The organism is Nocardiopsis chromatogenes YIM 90109 (genome assembly GCF_000341185.1).
In the GTDB taxonomy this organism is placed as follows: domain Bacteria; phylum Actinomycetota; class Actinomycetes; order Streptosporangiales; family Streptosporangiaceae; genus Nocardiopsis_A; species Nocardiopsis_A chromatogenes.
The window spans coordinates 1-21,702 of record NZ_ANBH01000217.1 but is presented as its reverse complement, the minus strand read 5'-3'; the positions used below and the strand labels follow the sequence as shown (position 1 = coordinate 21,702).

At 75.1% G+C, this 21,702-nt stretch carries 20 protein-coding genes and 1 pseudogene; 19 read left to right on the top strand and 2 right to left on the bottom strand.

The genetic code is table 11. The annotated features are described in order from the left end of the window. Positions 1-121: 121 nt before the first annotated feature. The 7 genes from D476_RS0120480 (at position 122) to D476_RS0120455 (ending at position 6,988) form a co-directional block, all read left to right on the top strand. Positions 122-1,435 carry an extracellular solute-binding protein gene (locus tag D476_RS0120480; protein ID WP_017625793.1) on the top strand — a complete coding sequence of 438 codons (1,314 nt, stop codon included), beginning with the start codon at positions 122-124 and terminating at the stop codon, positions 1,433-1,435. Then, positions 1,432-2,343: a carbohydrate ABC transporter permease gene (locus D476_RS0120475; RefSeq protein ID WP_017625792.1), complete on the top strand. Its 912-nt coding sequence runs from the start codon at positions 1,432-1,434 to the stop codon at positions 2,341-2,343. Before D476_RS0120480 ends, D476_RS0120475 begins: the two co-directional genes overlap by 4 nt. Then, positions 2,340-3,257 carry a carbohydrate ABC transporter permease gene (locus D476_RS0120470; RefSeq protein ID WP_017625791.1) on the top strand — a complete coding sequence of 306 codons (918 nt, stop codon included), beginning with the start codon at positions 2,340-2,342 and terminating at the stop codon, positions 3,255-3,257. The genes D476_RS0120475 and D476_RS0120470 overlap by 4 nt, the downstream gene beginning before the upstream one ends. Beyond that, a complete protein-coding gene (locus D476_RS0120465; RefSeq protein ID WP_017625790.1) occupies positions 3,254-4,726 on the top strand; it encodes a GH1 family beta-glucosidase in 1,473 nt (490 codons plus the stop codon). Before D476_RS0120470 ends, D476_RS0120465 begins: the two co-directional genes overlap by 4 nt. Positions 4,727-4,729: 3 nt before the next feature. Then, the gene (locus tag D476_RS0120460) at positions 4,730-5,758 is read left to right on the top strand and encodes a LacI family DNA-binding transcriptional regulator (RefSeq protein ID WP_017625789.1); all 1,029 of its coding nucleotides are present in this window, start codon (positions 4,730-4,732) and stop codon (positions 5,756-5,758) included. A gap of 177 nt (positions 5,759-5,935) precedes the next feature. Continuing rightward, positions 5,936-6,211 carry a hypothetical protein gene (locus D476_RS36525; protein WP_017625788.1) on the top strand — a complete coding sequence of 92 codons (276 nt, stop codon included), beginning with the start codon at positions 5,936-5,938 and terminating at the stop codon, positions 6,209-6,211. A 96-nt stretch (positions 6,212-6,307) separates the two neighbouring features. After that, positions 6,308-6,988 carry a hypothetical protein gene (locus tag D476_RS0120455; protein WP_239648772.1) on the top strand — a complete coding sequence of 227 codons (681 nt, stop codon included), beginning with the start codon at positions 6,308-6,310 and terminating at the stop codon, positions 6,986-6,988. Positions 6,989-7,063: 75 nt separating this feature from the next. Here D476_RS0120455 and D476_RS39800 read toward each other — a convergent pair whose 3' ends face one another. Then, the gene (locus D476_RS39800; protein WP_020380479.1) at positions 7,064-8,113 is read right to left on the bottom strand and encodes a D-alanyl-D-alanine carboxypeptidase family protein; all 1,050 of its coding nucleotides are present in this window, start codon (positions 8,111-8,113) and stop codon (positions 7,064-7,066) included. A 598-nt stretch (positions 8,114-8,711) separates the two neighbouring features. Here D476_RS39800 and D476_RS0120445 point away from each other — a divergent pair. The 4 genes from D476_RS0120445 to D476_RS0120430 all read left to right on the top strand — a co-directional run bounded on the left by D476_RS0120445 (position 8,712) and on the right by D476_RS0120430 (position 13,831). Then, the gene (locus D476_RS0120445) at positions 8,712-12,083 is read left to right on the top strand and encodes a nitrate- and nitrite sensing domain-containing protein (protein WP_083939591.1); all 3,372 of its coding nucleotides are present in this window, start codon (positions 8,712-8,714) and stop codon (positions 12,081-12,083) included. Between the two features lie 193 nt (positions 12,084-12,276). Continuing rightward, positions 12,277-12,678: a roadblock/LC7 domain-containing protein gene (locus D476_RS0120440; protein WP_026123694.1), complete on the top strand. Its 402-nt coding sequence runs from the start codon at positions 12,277-12,279 to the stop codon at positions 12,676-12,678. A 117-nt stretch (positions 12,679-12,795) separates the two neighbouring features. Continuing rightward, positions 12,796-13,209: a DUF742 domain-containing protein gene (locus tag D476_RS0120435; RefSeq protein ID WP_394296939.1), complete on the top strand. Its 414-nt coding sequence runs from the start codon at positions 12,796-12,798 to the stop codon at positions 13,207-13,209. A gap of 34 nt (positions 13,210-13,243) precedes the next feature. Further along, on the top strand, positions 13,244-13,831 hold the full coding sequence (locus D476_RS0120430; RefSeq protein ID WP_017625783.1) for a GTP-binding protein: 588 nt from the start codon (positions 13,244-13,246) through the stop codon (positions 13,829-13,831). A 175-nt stretch (positions 13,832-14,006) separates the two neighbouring features. Here D476_RS0120430 and D476_RS0120425 read toward each other — a convergent pair whose 3' ends face one another. Beyond that, positions 14,007-14,696, bottom strand: coding sequence for a cyclase family protein (locus D476_RS0120425; RefSeq protein WP_017625782.1), 690 nt, complete (start codon positions 14,694-14,696; stop codon positions 14,007-14,009). Positions 14,697-14,866: 170 nt separating this feature from the next. Here D476_RS0120425 and D476_RS0120420 point away from each other — a divergent pair, with 170 nt between their 5' ends. The 8 genes and pseudogenes from D476_RS0120420 to D476_RS0120385 form a co-directional block, all read left to right on the top strand. Further along, on the top strand, positions 14,867-16,414 hold the full coding sequence (locus D476_RS0120420; RefSeq protein WP_026123692.1) for a DUF885 family protein: 1,548 nt from the start codon (positions 14,867-14,869) through the stop codon (positions 16,412-16,414). A gap of 203 nt (positions 16,415-16,617) precedes the next feature. Further along, complete coding sequence (locus D476_RS0120415; RefSeq protein ID WP_017625780.1) at positions 16,618-17,406, top strand: TerC family protein; 789 nt, start codon at positions 16,618-16,620, stop codon at positions 17,404-17,406. A 192-nt stretch (positions 17,407-17,598) separates the two neighbouring features. Then, positions 17,599-18,147 (top strand): HIT family protein, encoded by a 549-nt coding sequence (locus D476_RS0120410; protein WP_017625779.1) that lies wholly within the window; start codon positions 17,599-17,601, stop codon positions 18,145-18,147. Between the two features lie 14 nt (positions 18,148-18,161). After that, complete coding sequence (locus tag D476_RS0120405) at positions 18,162-18,533, top strand: thiol-disulfide oxidoreductase DCC family protein (RefSeq protein ID WP_017625778.1); 372 nt, start codon at positions 18,162-18,164, stop codon at positions 18,531-18,533. Between the two features lie 68 nt (positions 18,534-18,601). Next, entirely contained in the window at positions 18,602-19,261 is a 660-nt protein-coding gene (pgsA, locus tag D476_RS0120400) for a phosphatidylinositol phosphate synthase (protein ID WP_017625777.1), read from the top strand. A 2-nt stretch (positions 19,262-19,263) separates the two neighbouring features. Then, positions 19,264-20,217 carry a phosphatidylinositol mannoside acyltransferase gene (locus D476_RS0120395; protein ID WP_017625776.1) on the top strand — a complete coding sequence of 318 codons (954 nt, stop codon included), beginning with the start codon at positions 19,264-19,266 and terminating at the stop codon, positions 20,215-20,217. 131 nt (positions 20,218-20,348) lie between these two features. Then, positions 20,349-21,497: a glycosyltransferase family 4 protein gene (locus D476_RS0120390; protein ID WP_017625775.1), complete on the top strand. Its 1,149-nt coding sequence runs from the start codon at positions 20,349-20,351 to the stop codon at positions 21,495-21,497. A gap of 3 nt (positions 21,498-21,500) precedes the next feature. After that, a pseudogene (locus D476_RS0120385) lies at positions 21,501-21,702 on the top strand (hypothetical protein); the annotation flags it as partial.

Here is a 21,702-nt window from a genome sequence, read left to right as displayed (position 1 = left end):
CACATCCGGCCTGAGGATTGACGGCGGGCGGGGCGACGGCGTCCCCTGTATGGGAGCGCTCCCACACCGGGGGGAGGGGGCGCCCGTTCCCCGAAGCACCTGCGACGAGCGAGGGCCGGACATGACCAGCACCCCGAACCGCGGAGGCCGCGCACGGCGCGCCGCCTCCGGCAGACCCACCTACCGCGCGTCCCTGACCGCGGCGGCCGCCGGGGGAGCACTGCTCCTGGCCACCGCCTGCGGCGGGGGCGAGGGCTCCGACGGCGACGTCACCCTCACCATCGACACCTTCGGTGTGATGGGCTACGACGCCCTCCTCCAGCAGTTCGAGGAGGAGACCGGCATCGCGGTCGAGGAGCGCAACGTCACCGACCTCGCCGACTACACGCCGCAGCTGCAGCAGAACATCGCCGCCGGGTCGGGCGCCGGGGACGTGGTGGCCATCGAGGAGGCCAACATCGCCCAGTTCCTCTCCCAGCCCGACCGCTTCGCCGACCTCGCCGAGTACGGGGCCCAGGACCTGCAGGGCGACTTCCTCGAATGGAAGTGGGAGCAGGGCACCACCCCCGACGGCAAGATCATCGGCCTGGGCACCGACATCGGCAGCATGGGCATGTGCTACGACACCGTCCTGTTCGACGAGGCGGGGCTGCCCACCGAGCGGGACGAGGTCTCCGAGCTCTGGCCCACCTGGGACGACTTCATCTCCACCGGCGAGGAGTTCTCCGAGGCCGAGACCGGGGCCTCCTTCGTCTCGACCATCCAGCCCTACTTCCGCGCGGTGATGTCGCAGAACGGCGGCGCCCCCTACCAGAACGAGGAGGGCGACCTCGTCCTGGAGTCCAACGAGGACACCCGCGCGGCCTACGACACCGTCGTGGGCATGTCGGACCTGTCGGCGAACCTGCCCATCTGGTCCGAGGAGTGGAACGCCGGCATCCAGAACAACGCCTTCGCCACCCTGCCCTGCCCGTCCTGGATGCTCGGGCACATCGAGAACACCGCCGGCGACGGCGGCGCGGGCCGCTGGGACGTGGCCGCGGTGCCCGGCGGGGGCGGCAACTGGGGCGGCTCCTTCCTCGCCGTGCCCGAGCAGAGCGAGCACCCCGAGGAGGCCGCGCAGCTCGCCCAGTTCCTGACCAGCGTCGACGGCCACCTGGGCGCCTGGGAGGAGGCCAACACGCTGCCCTCCACCACCGAAGCGCTGGAGTCCGAGGAGGTCACCGGGTTCACCCGGCCCTACTTCAACGACGCCCCGGTCGGCGAGATCTACGCGACCACCGCCATGGAGCTGGAGCCGGTCTACTACGGCCCCGACACCCAGGCCATCGACGACGCGTTCCGCGCCGCCCTGGAATCGGTCGAGCAGGGCCAGGCCGACGCCGACGAGGGCTGGGACACGGCGGTCTCCGAGGCGGAACGGGCCGCCGGGTGAGACGTCTGACCCGTCTGCGCGCCGCGGCGGACACGAAGGGGGCGCCGTACCTGTTCATCGCCCCCTTCTTCCTCCTCTTCGGCGTCTTCGGACTGTTCCCGCTGCTGTACACCGCCTGGGTGTCGCTGCACGACTGGAGCCTGATCGGCGGCAACGAGGGGTTCGCGGGGCTGGACAACTACGCCCGCCTGCTCTCCGACGAGAAGTTCTGGAACGCCCTGGTCAACACGCTGGGCATCTTCGCGGTCGCGGTGGTGCCCCAGCTGATGCTGGCGCTGCTGCTCGCCGACACCCTCAACCGGGCCATTCGGGGCCGGGGCCTGTTCCGGATGGCGCTGATCATCCCCTACGTCACCTCGATCGCCGCGATGGCGATCGTCTTCTCCACCCTGTTCGGAACCGAGTTCGGGCTGGTCAACCAGGTCCTGGGCACGGTGGGCATCGAGCCGGTCAACTGGCGCGGCGGCCGCTTCTCCTCGTGGGCGGCCATCGCGGTGATGATCGACTGGCGGTGGGTCGGCTACAACACGCTGATCTACCTGGCCGCCATGCAGGCCGTTCCGCGCGACCTGTACGAGGCGGCGGCGCTGGACGGCGCCTCCCGGATGCGCCAGTTCTTCCAGATCACCATCCCGATGCTGCGCCCGACCATCCTGTTCACCGTCATCGTCTCCACCATCGGCCAGATGCAGCTCTTCACCGAACCCGCCGTGTTCGACACCGGCGGCGCCATGCAGGGCGGCACGCAGGGCCAGTTCCAGACCGTGATGATGCTCGTCTTCCAGGAGGCGTTCCGCTACGGCGACTACGGCTACGGCGCCGCCATCTCCTGGGTGCTGTTCTGGATCATCGTGGCGCTGGGCGCGGTCAACGCCCTGCTGGCCCGGACCATCAAGGGGGCGCCGTGACCACCCCGTCCGCGACCGCACCGCGCGCGCCCCGGTCCGCGCCCGCCCGCCGCCCCGGCCGGAGCCCGCTGCAGCGGCGCCTGCGCGCGCTGCGCCGGGCGGCACCGCTCACCTACGTCGGGCTGCTGCTGGCGGTGTTCGTGTCGGTCTTCCCGCTGTGGTGGATGTTCGTCATCGCCACGCGCACCACCGACGCGGCGTCCCGCTTCCCCCCGGTGCTGCTGCCGGGGGACCGCTTCGACGACAACGTGGCCCGGCTCTTCGGGGAGGCCTCGGCCAACTTCGGCACCGGGCTGCTCAACTCGTTCATCTCCGCGGGCACCGTCGCCGTATCGGTCGTCCTCTTCTGCTCGATGGCCGGGTTCGCCCTGGCCAAGCTCCGCTTCAAGGGGCGCGACTTCTTCACCGTGGCCGTGGTGCTGACCATGGCCGTCCCGGTGCAGGTGGGCATCGTCCCGCTGCTGGTGCTCATGGAGTGGCTGGGCTGGCGCGGCGAGCTGCAGGCCGTCATCGTGCCGTTCCTGGTCAGCGGCTTCGGCGTGTTCATGATGCGCCAGTACGTCTCCCAGGGCGTGCCCGACGAGCTGCTGGAGGCCGCCCGCATCGACGGCTGCTCCACCTTCCGCACCTACTGGAGCGTGGTGCTGCCCGCGCTGCGCCCGGCGATGACCGTGCTCGGCCTGCTCACCTTCATGACCGTGTGGAACGAGTACGTGTGGGCGATCGCGGTGCTCACGCCCGACAACCCGACCGTCCAGTTCTCCATCAACCAGCTGCAGGAGTCGGCCTACGCCCGCGACTTCGCGCTCATGTTCACTGGCGCGACGCTGGCGACCCTGCCCCTGCTGATCCTGTTCGTCCTGCTCGGCCGCCAGCTCGTCGGCCGAATCATGGAAGGTGCCATCAAGGCGTGACCGCTTCGACGCAGACCCCGCAGACCCCGAACGCCACCGCCCGCCCGTCCGGGGCCCCGGACGCGGCCCGGGAGGAGATGCCCGCCGGCTTCGTCTGGGGGGCCTCCACCTCGGCGTTCCAGATCGAGGGCGCCACCGGCGCCGACGGGCGCGGCCCCAGCATCTGGGACGACTTCTGCGCCCGCCCCGGCGCGGTCCTCGGCGGCGACACCGGCGAGCCCGGGGCCGACCACTACCGGAGGATGGACGAGGACATCGCCCTGATGCGGGAGCTGGGGCTGGGGGCCTACCGCTTCTCGGTCTCCTGGCCGCGGGTGCGGCCCGGCGGCGGCGGCCCCGCCAACCGGGCCGGGATCGACTTCTACGACCGGCTCACCGACGCCCTGCTGGAGGCGGGCATCACCCCCTGGCCCACGCTCTACCACTGGGACCTGCCCTCGGAGCTGGAGGAGGCCGGGGGGTGGCCGGTCCGCGACACCGCGCTGCGGTTCGCCGAGTACGCCGCCCTGATGGGCGAGGCGCTGGGGGACCGGATCGGGCACTGGACCACCCTCAACGAGCCGTGGTGCTCGGCCTTCCTCGGCTACGCCGCCGGGATCCACGCCCCCGGGCGCACCGAGCCCGCCGCCTCCCTGGCCGCCGCCCACCACCTGATGCTCGGGCACGGGCTGGCCGCACGCGAGCTGCGCCGGGTCTGCGGGGCGCAGGTGGGCATCGTGCTCAACCCCGCCGAGCTGGTGCCGCACCGCCCGGTCGCCGAGGACGTCGACGCCGTCCGCCGCGCCGACGGGGTGCGCAACCGGCTGTTCACCGGCCCGCTGCTGCGCGGCGCCTACCCCGACGACGTCCTGGAGGACCTCGCCCCGATCAGCGACTTCTCCTTCGTCGCCGACGGCGACCTGGAGACGATCGCCCAGCCGCTGGACTTCATCGGCGTCAACTACTACTTCGCCGAGCGGGTCGCGGCGGACCGGGAGGCCGCCGGGGACGCCGCCGCGGAGGCCGGGCCCGCCCCGGCGCTGGTGGGCACCGAACCGGCGGTGCTGCTGCCCCACGGCGAGGAGCGCACCGGCATGGACTGGGGCGTGGACCCGCGCGGCATGTACGGCGTGCTGACCCGGATGGCCGCCGAGGCCCCGGGCACGGACCTGTACGTCACCGAGAACGGCGCCGCCTACCCCGACGAGGTCGGCCCCGACGGGCGGGTGCGCGACTCCGAGCGGGTGTCCTACCTGCGCGACCACCTGCTGGCGGTGCGCGCGGCGGCGCGCGGCGGGGCGCCGGTCAGGGGGTACTTCGCCTGGTCGCTGTTGGACAACTTCGAGTGGGCGTGGGGATACTCCCAGCGGTTCGGACTGGTGCACGTGGACTTCGCGACCCAGCACCGGACCGTCAAGGACAGCGGCCGCTGGTACGCGGCGGCCGCGGCGGCGGGCGCGGTGCCCGGCGCGGGGGCCGCGGAGGGGTGAACGATGGGCGAGGAGCGCAGGCCGACCCTGGAGATGGTGGCGCGTCGCGCCGGGGTCGGCCGGGGGACGGTGTCCCGGGTGATCAACGGGTCGAGCCGGGTCAGCCCGGACACCCGGGAGGCGGTGCGCACCGCCATCGCCGAGCTGGGCTACGTGCCCAACCGGGCGGCCCGGGCGCTGGTCACCCGCCGCACCGACACCGTCGCCCTCGTCGTCTCCGAGCCCGAGGAGCGCCTGTTCGACCAGCCGTTCTTCGCCGGGATCGTGCGCGGGGTCAGCGCGGTGCTGAACGACCGCGGGCTGCAGCTGCTGCTGGCCACCGCGCGCACCGACGCCGACCACGGGCGGCTCGGCGACTACCTGAGCGGCGGGCACGTGGACGGGGTGCTGCTGGTGTCGCTGCACACCGACGACCCGCTGCCGGACCGGCTGGCGGGGGCGGGGGTGCCGGTCGTGCTGGGCGGGCGTCCGCTGTACCCGCCGCGGCACCCGGTGCACTACGTGGACATCGACAACGTCGGCGGGGCGGCCTCGGCCACGCGCAGGCTGGTCGGGGCCGGTCGGCGGCGCATCGCCACGGTGGCGGGGCCCGCCGACATGGCGGCCGGGCAGGACCGGCTCCGGGGGCACCGGGAGGCGCTCGCGGAGGCGGGCCTGCCGGACCCGCCGGAGCTGACCGTGCACGGCGACTTCAGCCACGAGGGCGGCGCCCGGGCCATGCGGGAGCTGCTCGACGCGGCGCCGGACCTGGACGCGGTGTTCGCGGCGTCGGACGACATGGCGCTGGGGGTGCTGCGGACCCTGCGGGAGGCGGGCAGGAGGGTGCCGGAGGACGTGGCCCTGGTCGGGTACGACGACACCGCCGCGGCGGCGCACACCGACCCGCCGTTGACGACGGTGCGCCAGCCCACGGAGCGGATGGGGGGTGAGATGGCGCGGCTGCTGGCCGACACCGCCATCGCCGAGGGGCCGGACGCGAAGCCGCAGGCGGTGGTCCTGGACACCCGCCTGGTGGTGCGCGAGTCCGGGTGAGCGGCGCCGCCCCCCGACCGGCCCGGATCGGATCGGCCCCTCTGGACTGGCGGTGAGCCGCTGTGCAACGCTGAACACGCTCCCGCGCAGAGGACGGGAGAGGCGCGCCGCAGGGCTGGGGCAGCAGGGCTGGAGCGGTGCGGCGCAGCCGAAGGAATCCTTGCGGGGGGACGGGCTATGGCGGTGCGGCCTGAGCACTCTCCGAGCGGGCTCCCGCGCTCGGAGTGCGCGATCGAGCGCTGCCGGTGGTGTGCGCGCGAAGGGTCGGCCTGCCGCTTCTGCGCGGGGACGGGGACGTGGCGCGCCGAGCGCCCGGTGGCCGACGGCGGTGTCGTGGAGTGGTCCTCCGTCCAGGAGCCGTGCCGCATGTGCGCGGGTACGGGAAAGGAGCACAACCCGCCGGGCGAGCCGCCGGAGGCGCCCCTGCGCCGACGCGGCCCGGCCGGATGCTGAAGCGCGGTGGGGCCGCCGCTCCGCGGGGCGATAGGTTCGTGCGTGCGGCGCGCCGGGCGCCGCTGCCGCGACGACCACGGGGGACATGTGCGCTGGGTGAGCTACCTTCCGCCGACGGGCGGTTCCGAGCGGGCCGGGGCGATCGACGACGGCTGCGTCTTCGGCCACCCCGGCGGCCGTGAGCTGGCCGGTCTGCTGGACGCCGACACCGGGGCGGTACAGGCCGCGCACCACGAGGCGCTGGAGCACCCCTCCGAGATCATCGTCGAGTTCGAGACCCGGCTGTGCGCCCCGTTGCGGCCGGTGGGCCCGGTGCCGATCGCGGTCTCCGGTACGCCGCGGACCGAGGGCGCGGTCGACGCCGCCCTGGTGCGCGGCACCGACGACGGGGCCCCGATGCCCGACGGGGCGCACACGCTCACCGCGATGCTCGGCGCGGCCGTGCTGGTGGGGGAGTCCGGACGGCTGCTCGGTTTCACGGCGGCCTGCCTGTGGAGCGCCGAGGACGGGCGGGCGGCGGCCCTGAGCACGGGCCCGGTCCTGGTCACCCCGGAAGAGCTCGCCGAGGGCGGGTCGGTGGAGATCGGGGCCGAGGTCGACGGCGAACCGGTCGTCCGCGCGCGGGTCGCGCTGCCGGAGGCGGGGTCGGTGGCGCACCGCCCCGGCCTGGCGGTGGGCCTCGCGCCCGCGACCCGCCCCCTGGAAGAGGGGGAGGAACTCAACGTGGACGCGGGCGAGCTGGGCATCTTCGAGATCCGCGTCGGCGCCCAGGCGTAGCGGTCCGGGCCGCGCACGCCGCCGCCGGGGCGCCAACGATCCGCGCCCGGGCGGTGACGGGTCCCGGCGGGGTCCTCAGCCGCTGAACTCCCAGTGCCACGGCTCGAAGCCGTTCTGGGCCCACTCGGGGTTGTGCCATCCGTGGCCCGGGCCGTTCTCCATCATCCAGCGGTATTCGTCCGAGCCCTCCGTCTCCACGCCTCCGCACAGGTCGACGGCGATGCCCCGGCCGTGGGTGCTGGTCCCGGGGGCGGCCGCCATGCCCGCGGCCATCTCCTCGTACAGCCGGACCTGCTCGTCGATCGGGCGGTAGGAGTCGGCCACGCACATCGGGCGGCCGAAGCGCCCCCGGAACTCGCCGTCCAGGGCGATGAACGCCTCCGCGGCGTCCGCGCGCAGCCGCTCGCCCGGCTGGGGGAGGGGGCACAGGGCCGACGCGGGGATCTCCCCGTTGGGGTAGCCCGACACGTCTTCGCCCTCGCAGTCCCGACCGCCGTCTCCGCCGCCGGCATCCCCCGCGGCCTGCGTATCCTCCGGCGCCTGGGCGGCCTGCCCCGCCTGCTTCTGCGTCTGTGAGCGGTCCCGCCCCTCGGCCTCCTGCGCCCGCCGCTCGCGCAGTTCCTCCTCCAGGCGCGACTGCTCGGCCAGCAGCCCGCGCAGGGCCTCGCGCCGGTCCTCCAGCGCGGACTCGGCCTCCTCCCGCGTCCGGCGGGCCGCCTCCTCGGCGTCGGCGCGTTCGTCGCGGGCCTTGGCGGCACGGTCGCTGAGCGTGCGCTTCGCGGCGCCGGCCGCCGCCGCGCGGTCCACCTCGTCCCGGCGGTGGGCGGCGAGCACCGACAGGAGCGACGCCCGGTCCAGCGCCTCCTGCGGGCCGCGGGGGCTGCTCCAGGCGACCAGGGGGCCCAGGTCCGCGCCGGTGTAGGCGGCGACCGCCTGCCCGGCGGCCTCCGTGCGGACCCGCTCGGTGCGCTCGGCCGCGCGGTCCGCCGCCCGCTCGGCCGACCGGGCCGCATCCTCGGCGCGGTCGAGCCGTTCGGATTCGGCCACGTGGTCGCGCATCGCCGACTCCACCCGCTCGTGCAGGGTGTCGACCTCGGCCCGCACCCCGGCCAGCGCCGCGCGCACCTGTGCCGGGGAGTCCTCCGGGGCTCCGGCCGCCGGGGCCGCGGGGACGGCCAGTACCGTTCCGGCGCATACCACCGCCGCCAGAGAACGTTTCGTACGGTCCCGGTGCCCCACGTGCGACGCTCCCTCCGAACGGACCCGCTCAGAGTGACAGAGTGTCATGGAGTGGTGACGAAACCGTGCGGTCCGTCCGGTGTGTTTGAAAAGTTATGCGCTGCCCGTCCGCGCCCCGGGGGTCCGATCGGACCTGCGCGATCACGGCGCGGAGTACGGGTTCCGGGCCGGTGTGAAGGAGGGGACGAGCGGCCCGAAACGGACGGACCGGGGATCGGGGGGAGGTGACGCCGCTGGGCGAATTGGTACGCTGTGCTCCCCAAGTGCCCCATTTCAGATCGTGGTGCACCACGCCTCACCCCCTCATGAGGCGGACCCCGGCGCGCACGTCCCCCCACCCTCGGCGTCGAGAGGCCGCCGCCGTGCCCCCTGTGGGGCGTCGGCGCCCCACCGGAGTCCCCCTCGCCCCGTCCGGGCGCGGGCCGCCCCCGCATGAGGGCCATGTCCATCACCCGAGGCGGTGAACGAAAGGTTGCGAGGGTCCGTGTCGACACGAGCGGCGAGAACCGAGGCCGACGCCCCGCAGGCCGGTCCCGGCCGGCAGGAGGAATCGGCTCCCCCCGTACGCGCCGGCCGCTGGTGGGCGCCGCGCAACTGGAGGGTGCGCACCCGCCTGGTCGCGCTGATCGTCATTCCCACCGCCGCGGCACTGGTCCTGGGCGGGCTGCGGGTCGGCGAGAACGTGGGTGAGGCCGTCACCCACGACAACATCCAGAAGATGGCGACCCTCGGCAAGGACGTCGTGGCGCTCACCTCCGAGCTCGGCAAGGAGCGCCGGGCCGTCGCCGCCTACATCGCCGACGACCGCAACCCCGAGGAGCGCTCGGACGCGCTGGCACGCGACCTCGAGGAGCAGATCAAGGCGACCACCCGCGCCGAGACCCAGGTCAACGACCGGCTGGCCGAGCTCGGCGACGTCGGCGGCACCGTGGCCCGGGACCGGCGCGACCGGATGGTCAGCTCGCTCAGCGGCCTGGACGGCGTGCGCGACGAGGTCCAGACCTCCACCATCACCGTCCTTCCGGCGGCCACCAAGTACCGCCAGGTGATCAACGCCCTCAACGAGTTCAACCAGGGCATCGCCGAAGGCACCGACGACACCGAGCTGCGCGAGAGCGTGCGCGCGATGACCTCGCTCAACCGCGCCCGCGAGCACCTGTCCTACGAGTCGGCGCTGATGCTGCACTCGCTGATGCGCGGGGAGATGTCCGGCGGCGTCCAGGAGGCCGTGCAGAACACCCGGTCCCGCTACGACAACGAGATGCAGAACTTCGCCGCCAGCGCCACCCCGGCGCAGCGGCAGATGTACGAGTCCACCTTCACCGGCCTCGAGATCAGCCAGATGATCACCACCCGCCAGCGGGTGCTGATGCGCGCCGACAACGGCACCAAGCTGACCGGCGGCACCCGCAGCGACAGCCCGAGCGGGTACGAGGAGGTCTCCGACGAGTCGCTGGCCCTGGCCCAGCAGGGCGACGAGAAGATGGCCGACCTGGTCATCGCCCAGTCCGGGGACCTGCGCCAGCAGGCGCTGTACCGCACCTTCCTCGACTCCGGCCTGGTGCTGGGCGTCATCATCGCCGTCTTCCTCGTCACCTCCCTGGTGATCCGCTCGCTGCTGCGCCCGCTGCGCCGCCTGCGCGAGGGCGCCCTGCGCGTCGCCGACCGCGACCTGCCCGACTCCATCAGCCGGATGAAGGACACCACCACCACGCCCGACCGGGTCGAGGTGGAGCCGATCGAGGTGGGCACCCGCGACGAGATCGACGAGGTCGCCCACTCCTTCGACGAGGTCCACCGGGTGGCCATGCGCCTGGCCTCGGAGGAGGCCGCGCTGCGCTCCAACGTCAACGCGATGTTCGTCAACCTCTCCCGGCGCAGCCAGACCCTGGTCGAGCGGCAGCTCCGCCTCATCGACGGCCTGGAGCAGAGCGAGCAGGACTCCGAGCGCCTGGGCGACCTGTTCCAGCTCGACCACCTGGCCACCCGCATGCGGCGCAACGCCGAGAACCTGCTGGTCCTGTCCGGCCAGGACAACACCCGCAAGTGGGCCCAGCCGGTCCCGCTGGTCGACGTGCTGCGCGGCGCGGTCTCCGAGGTCGAGCAGTACGAGCGGGTGAACGTGCGCGCCCCCTCCGACGTGTCGGTGCTGGGCCGCCCGGTCAACGACGTCATCCACCTGGTCGCCGAGCTGGTGGAGAACGCCACCTCCTTCTCCTCCCACGACACCCAGGTGTCGGTCACCGCGCGGGTCCTCGACGACGGCGGCGCCCGGGTCGAGGTCACCGACAGCGGCATCGGCATGGCGCCCGAGGACATCGACGCGACCAACCGGCGCCTGGCCGAGCCGCCGGTCATCGACGTCGCGGTCTCCCGCCGCATGGGCCTGTTCGTGGTCAGCCGCCTGGCGGCCCGCCACGGCATCCGGGTGCGGCTGGGCCAGGCCCAGGGCGGCGGCATCACCGCCTACGCCGACGTCCCGGCCGACCTGCTCATCACCCCGGTGGACCCCTCCGCCCCCGTCCTGCCCTCGCCCCCGGCGGTGCCCGACACCTACGCCGAGGCCACCGCGGCCTTCGCGGCGACCCCGGCCGCGGCCGAGCCGGACGGCGCCTGGGGGCCGGGCGGGGAGGACCCGCTGCCCAAGCGCCGCCCCGGCGGCAACACCGCCGGGGAGCCGGGCGCCCCCGCGCCGCAGGCCGAGGCCCCGGCCGAGCACCCGCCCTCGGGGGAGGACCTGTGGTCGGCCGGGTGGAACCGGGACCGCGGCTCCGCGGCCCCGTCCGCACCGGCCGCCTCCGAGACCCCGTCCGCCCCGGCCGCACCGCCCGCCTCCGAAGCCCCTTCGGCCCCGGTCGGCCCCGCCGCGCCGGAGCCCCCGGGCCCGGCCGAGCCCCCGGCGTCCTCGGGCGGGCAGAGCCGCTCGGCCGGGTCGCTGTTCGACCCGGCCGGCACCGGCCCGCTCCCGGCCACCCCGCCGCCGGGGTCGCCCCCGCCCGCCCCGGAGCCGGCGCCCGAGCCCCGGCCGCGGCCGGAACCGGTCGCCGAGTCGCCCGGCGACCCGGGCGGGCCGAACGGGAACGGGTACACCAACGGCGCGCCCGGCGAAACCGGGCACAGCTGGTGGCAGGAGCGGCCCGCGGAGGTCGCCGAGCCCTGGCGGAGCACCGAGCACAGCGGCGTCGCCGAGCCCGGCGGCGCCGCCGAACCCGAGGCGCGGGAGGGCTACGGCTCGACCGCCTACCTGTCCCGCCGGTACGGCCGGGGGCAGGCCCCCGGGCAGAACACGGTGGTCCCGCCGTCCCCGGAGAGCGGATCGGAGGCCCTGCCGATCTTCGACGCCATCGAGTCCAACTGGTTCAAGCGCCGCACCTCCGGCCCGGAGACCGGCCCGCTGCCGGCCCCGTCCGCCGGGGCCGCGCAGCCCGTCGCCGAGCCGCAGCCCCCGGCGGCCCCGTCCGCCGGTCCGGTGGGCCGTGCGCCGCAGGCCGCCGCCGAGGCCCCGCCCGCCGCGGGGTCCGCACCGGCACCCGAGCCCGGGCGTTCGGCCCGGGCCGAGGACGGCTGGCGCTCCGACGCCGACCGCGGATGGCAGGCCGCGCGCAGCGCCGCCGAGCCGATCGCGGGCGGACTGACCGACTCGGGGTTGCCAAAACGCGTTCCCAAGGCAAACCTTGTTCCCGGTACGGCGCCGCAGCCGGAGAACTTCCGGCAGATGCCGAACCGCTCGGCCGACCGGGTGCGCAACCGGTTCAGCGGCTTCCAGAAGGGGGTCCAGGAGGGGCGCAGCCAGACGGGCGAGTTCCACCGCGACGAGGGTCCGGGCACCGGGGATCCGTCGCAGGGGGAGCGGTAGTGTTCGTCCCCGCGCCCGCGCGCCCCGGCCGGAGGGGACTCCGGCGGGGCCGACGGACATCACGGGTGGGTGATGAATTAGCATCATCCGCACTTATCGCGACATTCAGCACCATAGAGTCACTACCGAGCACGACGTGGCCCGGACGGCGGTCCCCCCGCCGGCCAGGCCGGGATGGACAGGAGCACTTCGGATGAATCAACCGGTGAACGAGCTGAACTGGCTGATCACTGACTTCGCCAACCGGGTGCCGGATGTCGCTCACGCGATCGTCGTGTCCTCGGACGGGCTTCCGCTGGCCTCCTCGGCCGGCTTCCCCGGCGACCGCGCCGACCAGCTCGCGGCCATCGCCTCGGGCCTGTCCAGCCTCACCCAGGGCGCGGCCAGGGTCTTCGAGGGCGGCGCCGTCGCCCAGACCGTGGTGGAGATGGAGCGGGGCCTGATGCTGATCATGGCGATCAGCGACGGGTCGTGCCTGGCGGTGCTCGCCGCCGCCGAGTGCGACCTGGGTCTGGTGGCCTACGAGATGACCCTCCTGGTCGAGCGGGCCGGCCGGGCGCTGACGCCGGCGGCGCGCACTTCGGACATGCACTGAACCCACCACCCCTGATCCACCACCGACAGGAGGATTGTGGTGGCACCTCACAGCAGAGATGCCGGGAGCGCCTCGTGGTTCGGGCAGCAGCCGGCCGGCGCCCCAGCGGCGCCGGGGCTGCCCCCGGGCGGCGTCGACGCCCCACGACCAAGTCAGCAGCCGGGGGAGCGGCAGCCCCCTCCGGCGAACAACTCCCCCAGTTCGCTGGTCCGCCCTTACGCTGTCACGCGGGGACGGACCAAGCCCAAGGCACAACTGCCGATGGAGGCGCTGATCTCGGCGACCGCCGCGGCACGCGACGAGATGGCGACCCTGACCCCGGAGTGCCAGGCCATCGGCGAACTGTGCAAGGAATGGCGCTCCGTGGCCGAGATCAGCGCGCTGCTGCGCATTCCGCTCGGCGTGGCCCGCGTGCTCGTGGCCGACATGTCCGAGCAGGGGCTGGTGCAGATCAGGTCGTCGCTCGACTCCGACAGCCGGCCCAACGTCAACCTGCTTGAAAGGGTGCTCAGTGGACTTCGCAAGCTCTAGCCCGGCCGAGGAGGGCGGTGCTGCTGCGAGCGCGATGACGTCGGTCAAGATCGTCGTCGCCGGAGGCTTCGGCGTCGGCAAGACCACGTTCGTCGGCTCGGTCTCCGAGATCGTGCCGCTGACCACCGAAGCGGTCATGACCAGCGCCAGCGTGGGCGTGGACGACCTGGCCAAGACGCCGGACAAGCAGACCACCACGGTGGCCATGGACTTCGGCCGCGTCTCGCTGGACTCGGACCTGATCCTGTACCTGTTCGGCACGCCGGGCCAGCACCGCTTCTGGTTCATGTGGGACGACCTGGTCAAGGGCGCGATCGGCGCGGTGGTGCTGGTCGACACGCGCCGCCTGGCCGACTGCTTCCCCGCGATCGACTACTTCGAAGAGGCGCGCCTGCCCTTCGTGGTGGCCATCAACGGCTTCGACGGGTACTACCCGCACGCCGCCGAGGAGGTCCGGGACGCGCTCACGCTCAGCCCGGAGATCCCGATCGTGCAGGTGGACGCCCGCGACCGCGGATCGACCAAGGCGACCCTGATCACCCTGGTGGAGCACGCGATCTCGGTGGGCGACCAGGGCGCGGGCCAGGCGGCCTCGACCGGCGGCCAGGGCTCCTGGCGCTGACCGGAGGACGGGCGCGACGGCACGGAAGGACCGCCGCGCGCCCCGCTTCAGTGGAGCCGCCGAGGGGCGGCCGCGCACGGCTGCGCGGCCGCGTCGGGCCTGTGCGGCGGATCCGCACCGCCGCCGGGACACGCCCGGTGCCGACCCGCGCGCCCCCGCACCCGGCCACCGGCGGTCACGTGTCCGCTACCAGAGCGACCGCCCGGACCGGTGCGCCGTCGCCGGACTCCAGCCGCAGCGGGAAGGCGCAGAAGCGCGCCCCCTGTACCCCGGCGGCACCGAGGCCGCACAGGTTCTCGATCACCGTCCCTCCCGCGCCCAGGACCGCCAAGTGCGCCGACCAGTCGTCCCCGCCCCGGCCCGCGTACGGCGTCTCGTCCGGGCTCAGCGTGTCCAGTCCCACCGTGCGCACGCCGCGCTCCACGAGCATGCGCGCGGCCGCGCCGGACAGGTACGGGTGGTGGAAGTAGTCCTCGGTGCCGTAGTGCCGGTCCCAGCCGGTGCGCACCAGCACGATCGCCCCGGGCGCCAGCCGGTCCTGCCACGGTGTGAACGCCTCGGGCCCGATGGCGGTGCGCGGCGCCAGCCCTGTGGCGTCGACGACGACGGCGGGCCCGGTGAACCGCTCCAGCGGGAGGTCTCCGAGCCGGAGGCCGTCCTCCAGGAAGTGGTAGGGCGCATCGGCGTGGGTGCCGGTGTGCGATCCCAGGTCCAGGCGCACCGAGTTGTAGCCGTCGGCCGCCAGCGAGCAGGCGGGCGAGACCACCGGCGGGGTGTCGCCGGGATAGACCTGCGTGCCCGGCCCGACCGGGTGGCTCAGGTCGATGACGCGCGCACTGCCGGGCGCGAGCGGCTCGGAGGCCATTGAAAGTCCTTTCCGGTGTCGTCGATGCCGTCACCCGGCCGCATGCACGGGCCGGACGGCATCGCCCATTCAACGTCGCCACCGCCGAAGGGGCCACTCCGGGGCGGCGGAGAGCGCGGCGCCGCCCGGCCGTGTGCATCGCGGCTCCCGGGCAGGGCACCATGGAGGGGATGACTTCAGATCCCGATCCCGGCGCCAACGCGATGACCGACCGGTTCCGCCAGGTCGCCTCGCGCGTCCTGGACGCCCTGCTGGAGGACGCCCCCGACCTGGCCGCCGCCCTCGGCGATCCCCGCTTCGCCGGGCGCCTCGTCGACCCCTCGGAGGCCGCCGAGGCCGAGCGGGTGGGCCTGTTCTCCGACGCCCTGGGCGCCCTCGACGAGATCGACGACACCCTGATCCCGCCCGAGGACCGGGTCGACCTGGAGATGCTGCGCTCGCACGCCGGGTCCGAGCTGTGGCGCGCCGCCGAGCTGCGCCCGAGCGGCCGCGACCCGTTGGCGCTGCTCCCCGACGCCGGGTTCGCCGCCCTCGCCGGGAGCGGCGACCCGGATCTGGCGGCGGCCCTCGCCGAGCGCTGCCGCGCCCTGCCCGACTTCCTGGAGGCCGCCCGCGAGCGGCTGACCGCGGGCCCCGGAATGCCCCGCCCCAACGCCGAGGAGGCCGCCGAGCGGGCCCGGCGCACCGCCGAGCTGCTGCAGGCCGCCCCCGTCCCGGAGGGGGCCGAGCCCGGCGCCGCCGAGGAACGCGCGGCCGCCGCCGAAGCGCTGCGCGCGCACGCCGACTGGCTGCCCGCCGCCGCCGACCCGGGCGCCGACCCGCGCCTGGGGGAGCGGTCCTACGCGGCGCTGCTCTGGTACGGCCTGGACGCCCAGATCGACCCCGAGACCCTGCTCACCCGGGCCGAGAGCGACCTGCTCGCGGCGGAGGAGGAGCTGGCCGAGGCGGCCTCCGCCTTCGGCGGGGCCGGCCCCGACCGGATCCGGCAGGGCCTGGAACGGCTGGAGCGCGAGTTCGCCCCGCTGGAGGGCGACGCCGCACGGCGGGCCGTGGAGTTCGGCCGGGAGCGGGCGCGCGCCCGCGCGTGCGCCCTCGGGCTGCCCGGCGCCGAGGAGGTGCCGCGCGCCGACCTGGGGCCGGTGCTGGCCGACGGCGCCGCGCGGCGCGCCCCGGAGCTGTACCTGGCCGCCGTCCGCGAGGACGCGCCCGGACGCGCCTACCTCAGGGCGCGCGAGGCCGGGAGGGCCGGGGCCGTGGCGGTCCGCCGCGCACTGCGCAGCCCCGTCTTCGACGCCGGGTGGGCCGCACTGGCCCAGGCCATGCTGGACGAGGCCGGCTGGGGCCTGGACGACGACCACACCGAGGCGGCGGTGCGGCTCGCCCACCGCAGGGAGCGCCTGCGCGCCGCGGCCCGCGCCGTGGTGGACGTGCGGGCGCACGCCCGCGACATGACCGAGGGGGAGGGCAGGGACCTGCTGGTCGGGCGGGCGTGGCTCACCGGCGCCGAGGCGGCCCGGTGCTGGAGGGCGACGCTGGCCGAGCCCACCCGCGGGGCGGTGGCCTATGTCGGCCGCCGGGACGTGGCCGACCTCGACCGCGACGTGGCCGTGGAGGACCCGCAGGCCGCCCCGGCCGACCGCGCGGCGACCCTGACCTCCCACGGCGCACCCCCGCCCCGCCTCCTGCGCGAGCTGCTGGGGCTGGCACCGCCGGTCTGAGGGGCCCTCCGCCGCGCGGCGGTTCCCCCGTGTGTCGCGAAAGTGCCGGTCACAGGGTTCGCGTTCGCGTCGGGCGGCCGTGACCGCTAGCATCCGCATGCCCGCCCGGGCCCGTGCGCAGGTCCCGCCTGTGCGCCCCGGGCGCGCGCGGACGGCCGCCCGCCGTCCGCGGAACCGACCCCTCACTCCTCGGAGTACCTCTCATGGCGACCGATCTGGTCATCGGTTTTTTCACGCTCACCGCGCTGGAGATCGTCCTCGGGATCGACAACCTCGTCTTCATCTCGATCCTGGCGGGCAAGCTGCCGGTGGACCAGCAGGACCGGGCCCGCAAGCTCGGCATCGGGCTGGCGCTGTTCGCCCGGCTGGCGCTGCTCGGCTCCATCACCTGGATCATGGCGCTCACCGAGCCGCTGTTCACCCTCTTCGGCCACGGCTTCAGCGGCCAGTCCCTGATCCTGCTCATCGGCGGCCTCTTCCTGATCGGCAAGGCCACCTACGAGATCCACGAGAGCCTGGAGGGAGAGGAGGACCACGCCGGGTCCAAGGTCCGCGCCGCCTTCGGCGCCGTCATCGTCCAGATCGTCGCCCTGGACATCATCTTCTCCCTGGACTCGGTCATCACCGCGGTCGGCATGATCGGCGACAAGCCCGGCGGCATCTGGGTGATGGTCGCCGCCGTGGTCATCGCGGTCATCGTGATGCTCGTCGCGGCGGGCCCGCTGTCCCGGTTCGTCAACGCCCACCCCACCATCAAGATGCTGGCCCTGGCGTTCCTGCTGCTCATCGGCACCACCCTGGTCGCCGACGGGCTCGGCTTCCACGTCCCCAAGGGCTACATCTACGCCGCCATGGGCTTCTCCCTGTTCGTGGAGGTCCTCAACATCGTCGCCCGCAAGCGCCGCGCGGCCGCCAAGCCGGTCAAGCTGGCCAGCCGCTACGCCGAGCATCAGGAGGACGCGGCCGCCGGTGACGGCGAGGGCACGTCCTGACCACCTGAGCCGGCGCCTCCCGAGCACGAGGGGCGGCCCGGACGCGCCCGGCGTCCGGGCCGCCCCTCCGCGTGCCCGGAGCGCCCGGAACCCGTGCGGCGGCGGGGAACCCGCCCGCCCGCCCCGGGCGCCGGGCCGGTCCCCGGTCGCCTATGCTGGGGCCGACGGCAGGCGGACGGAGACGAGCGTGCGATGAGCGGTGCAGATCAGGGCGTCCAGGACGGCGCGGACCCCGACGGCTTCCAACGGCTGTGGACCCCGCACCGGATGGCCTACATCAAGGGCGAGGACAAGCCCGTGGGCCCGGCCCCCGAGGACGGCTGCCCGTTCTGCCGCGCACCCGGCCTGCCCGACGCCGACGGCCTGGTCGTGCACCGCGGCGAGCACGCCTACACGGTGATGAACCGCTACCCCTACAACAGCGGCCACCTGCTCGTGTGCCCCTACCGCCACGTGTCCGGCTACACCGACCTCGACCCGGACGAGACCGCCGAGGTCGCCCGCCTCACCCAGGAGGGCATCGCGGCGCTCACCGCCGCCTACGGCCCCCAGGGCTTCAACGTCGGCATGAACCTGGGCTCGGCGGCCGGTGCGGGCATCGCCGCCCACCTGCACCAGCACATCGTCCCCCGGTGGGGCGGGGACACCAACTACATGCCGGTGATCGGCCAGACCAAGGTGCTGCCCGAGATGCTGGAGCAGAGCCGGGCGCGCATCGCCGAACACTGGCCCGCGCGCTGACGGGCGGTGGTCGTATGGCACCCGTACTCATCTACGACGGCGACTGCGGGTTCTGCGCGGCCTCCGCACGCCTGGCCGCCGAGCGCATCGCCCCGGGGCTGCGTATCGCCGAGTCCCAGCGGGCCGGCCTGCCGCCGGGACTGCGCGCCCGCGCCCGCGACGAGGTCCTGCTGGCCCACCCCGACGGCCGCCGCGTCTGGGGCGGCGCCGATGCGGTCGCCGTGCTGCTCACCGCGGGCCCTCGCCCCGTGCTGCGCCCGGTCGGGGCGCTCATGCGCGCCCCCGGCCTGCGGGCGCTGAGCGGCATCGCCTACCGCTGGGTGGCCCGCAACCGCCACCGCATGCCGGGCGGGACCGCATCCTGCGGGGTGCCACGGGCAGGGTGAGAGGGCCGCCGCCCCTGGGCGGGGCGGCTCGCCGCCCGGACCCGCAGTCCCTACGATCGTGAGAAGTCATGCTGAGATTCCTGCGTCCCGTGATCGCCCGGATGACGCTTCCCCTCGGGCGCGCCCTGGCCCGTATCGGCATCAGCGCCAACGTGGTCACCCTCGTGGGCACCTTCGGCGCGGTGGCCGCGGCCCTGGGCCTGCTGCCCCTGGGGGAGCTGTACATCGGCGCGGTCGTGGTCACCGTCTTCGTCCTGTTCGACATGCTCGACGGCGCCGTGGCGCGCGCCTCCGGCCGGGAGAGCCGCTGGGGCGCCTTCCTCGACTCCACCCTCGACCGGCTCACCGACGCCGCCGTGCTGTGCGGCCTGGCCGTGTGGTTCTACACCGGCGGCGACGACCGGCTGCTCGGCGGGCTGGCCCTGTACTGCATGGCCACCGGCTTCGCGGTGTCCTACATCAAGGCCCGCGCCGAGGGGCTGGGCGTCAACTGCGACGTGGGGGTCGCCGAGCGCAGCGAGCGGCTGATCATCGCCCTGACCGCCACGGGCCTGGCCGGGCTGGGCGTGCCCTACGTGCTCGCCGGGGGCCTGTGGCTGCTGGCGCTGCTCAACACGGTCACCGTCGCCCAGCGGCTGATCGAGACCCGGGCGCGGCTCACCGAGCCCGGCGGACCGGCCGGGGCCGGGGACCGCCAACCCGCGGGCGGCGCCGGCGGGCAGGGCTGAGCATGGGCGAGCGCACGGCCGCGGCGGCCTACGCCGCGGGATGGCGGCTCGTCCGCGAGCTGCCCGAGGCCCCCGGCCGCGCCGCCTTCCGGGCGATGGCCGACCGGGCGTGGCGGGCCCGCGGCCCCGGGGTGTCCCGCCTGGAGGCCAACCTGCGCCGGGTCGCCGGGCCCGGGGTGACCGCCGCACAGCTGCGCGCCCTGTCCCGCGCCGGGATGCGCTCCTACATGCGCTACTACTACGAGATGTTCCGCCTCCCGGCGATGGACGCGGCCACCGTGCTGGGCCGCACCCGCTCCGAGGGCGTGGACGTGCTGGAGGCGAACCTGGCGGCCGGGCGGGGCGTGGTCGCCGCCCTCCCGCACATGGGCAACTGGGACCACGCCGGGGCGTGGATCGCCATGCGCGGAACGCCGCTGACCACGGTCGCCGAGCGGCTCCGCCCCGAGAGCGTGTTCGAGCGCTTCACCGCGGTGCGCACCGGCCTGGGCATGGAGGTGCTGCCGCTGGAGCCGGGCCAGGGCAACGGCGCCGTCACCGGCACGCTGGCGCGGCGGCTGCGCTCGGGCGGCCTGGTGTGCCTGCTGGCCGACCGCGACCTGACCGAGGGCGGGATCGGCGTGCGGTTCTTCGGCGAGGACGCCCGCATGCCCGCAGGCCCTGCCGCCCTGGCCGAGCGCACCGGAGCCGCCCTCATGCCGGTCTCCCTCTGGTATGAGGGCCCCGAGTGGCGCATCCGGGTGCACGACGAGGTCCCCGCGCCCGACCTGCCCGACCGCCGCGCCCGTGTCGCGGCCATGACCCAGCGGATGGCCGACGTCTTCGAGGGCGCCATCGCGGACCACCCCGAGGACTGGCACATGCTGCAGCGCGTGTTCACCGCGGACCTGGACGGGCCGCCGCCCGGCCCCGCGGTCCCGGGCGCGTCGCCGGGCGGCCGGAGCGCTGTCCGATAGGGTGCGCATACCGGCGGGGCCCGTGCCGGTCCGCGCACGAGGTGGCTGCAGGCCCCTGGCGCCGGGCCGGGGGGAGCGCCAACGTGGAACCCCCTGCGACCGGGGACGGCGGCCGGAGGCGGTGATCGGCGATGAAGGTGGGACTGGTCTGCCCCTACACCTGGGAGGTGCCCGGGGGCGTCCAGCAGCACGTGGGCGACCTCGCCGAGGCGCTGATCGGGCTGGGCCACCGGGTGTCGGTCCTGACCCCCTGCGACGAGGGCGCCGAGGACGCGCTGCCGCCGCACGTGGTGCCCGCCGGGCGCGCCGTGCCGGTGCCCTACAACGGCTCGGTGGCGCGGCTGGCGTTCGGCGTGCGGGCCGCGGCCCGGGTGCGCCGGTGGATCCGCGAGGGCGGCTTCGACGTGCTGCACGTGCACGAACCGGCCGCGCCCAGCCTGTCCCTGCTGGCCTGCTGGGCCGCCGAGGGGCCGATCGTGGCCACCTTCCACACCTCCAACCCGCGCTCGCGGGCCATGGCCGCCTCCGCCCCGGCGCTGCGCACCGCGCTGGAGAAGATCAGCGGCCGCATCGCCGTGTCCGAGGCGGCCCGCCGCACCCTGGTCGAGCACCTGGGCGGGGACGCGGTGCTCATCCCCAACGGCGTGGCGGTGCACCGCTTCTCCGCCGCCGACCCGCTGCCCGGCTGGCCCGGTGAGGGCGGCGCCATCGGGTTCCTGGGCCGCCTGGACGAGCCCCGCAAGGGCCTGCGGGTGCTGCTGGACGCCTTCGCCCTGCTGGGGCGCGAGCGCCCGGGGCTGCGCCTGCTGCTGGCCGGGCCCGGCGACGCCGACGAGGCCCGCGCCGCCCTTCCCGAGGAGCTGCGCGGGCGGGTCGTGGCGCTGGGCCGGGTCAGCGAGGCCGACAAGGCCCGCGCCTACCGCTCGGTGGACGTGTTCTGCGCCCCCAACCTGGGCGGGGAGAGCTTCGGCATCGTGCTCACCGAGGCGATGTCGGCGGGGGCCCCGGTGCTGGCCAGCGACATCCCGGCGTTCCGCAGCGTGCTGGGCGGCGGTGCCGCCGGGGAGCTGTTCGCGGTGGGGGACCCGGAGGCGCTGGCCGCGCGCGCCGCCGCGCTGCTGGACCGGCCCGAGCGCCGCGCCGAGCTGTCCGGGGCGGCCCGCGAGGCGGTGCGCGCCTTCGACTGGCGCACGGTCGCCGCCGACGTGGTGCGGGTCTACGAGACGGTGCTTCCGGCCGGGGCCCCGGCCGTGGCCGCCGACGGCGGGGCGGGGGGGTAGGCCGTGGCCGTGTGGGCGGCCTGGGCGGCGGCGCTGGTCCTGGCCCTGGTGCTGGTCTCGTTCTACATCTCCTGGCGGGCGACCCGCCTGGACCGGCTGCACACCAGGGTGGAGACCGCCTGGGCGGCGCTCGACGCGGCACTGATCAGGCGCGCCGCGGTGGTGCAGGAGTTCTCCGCCGGGCCGTGGATCGAACCGGCCTCGG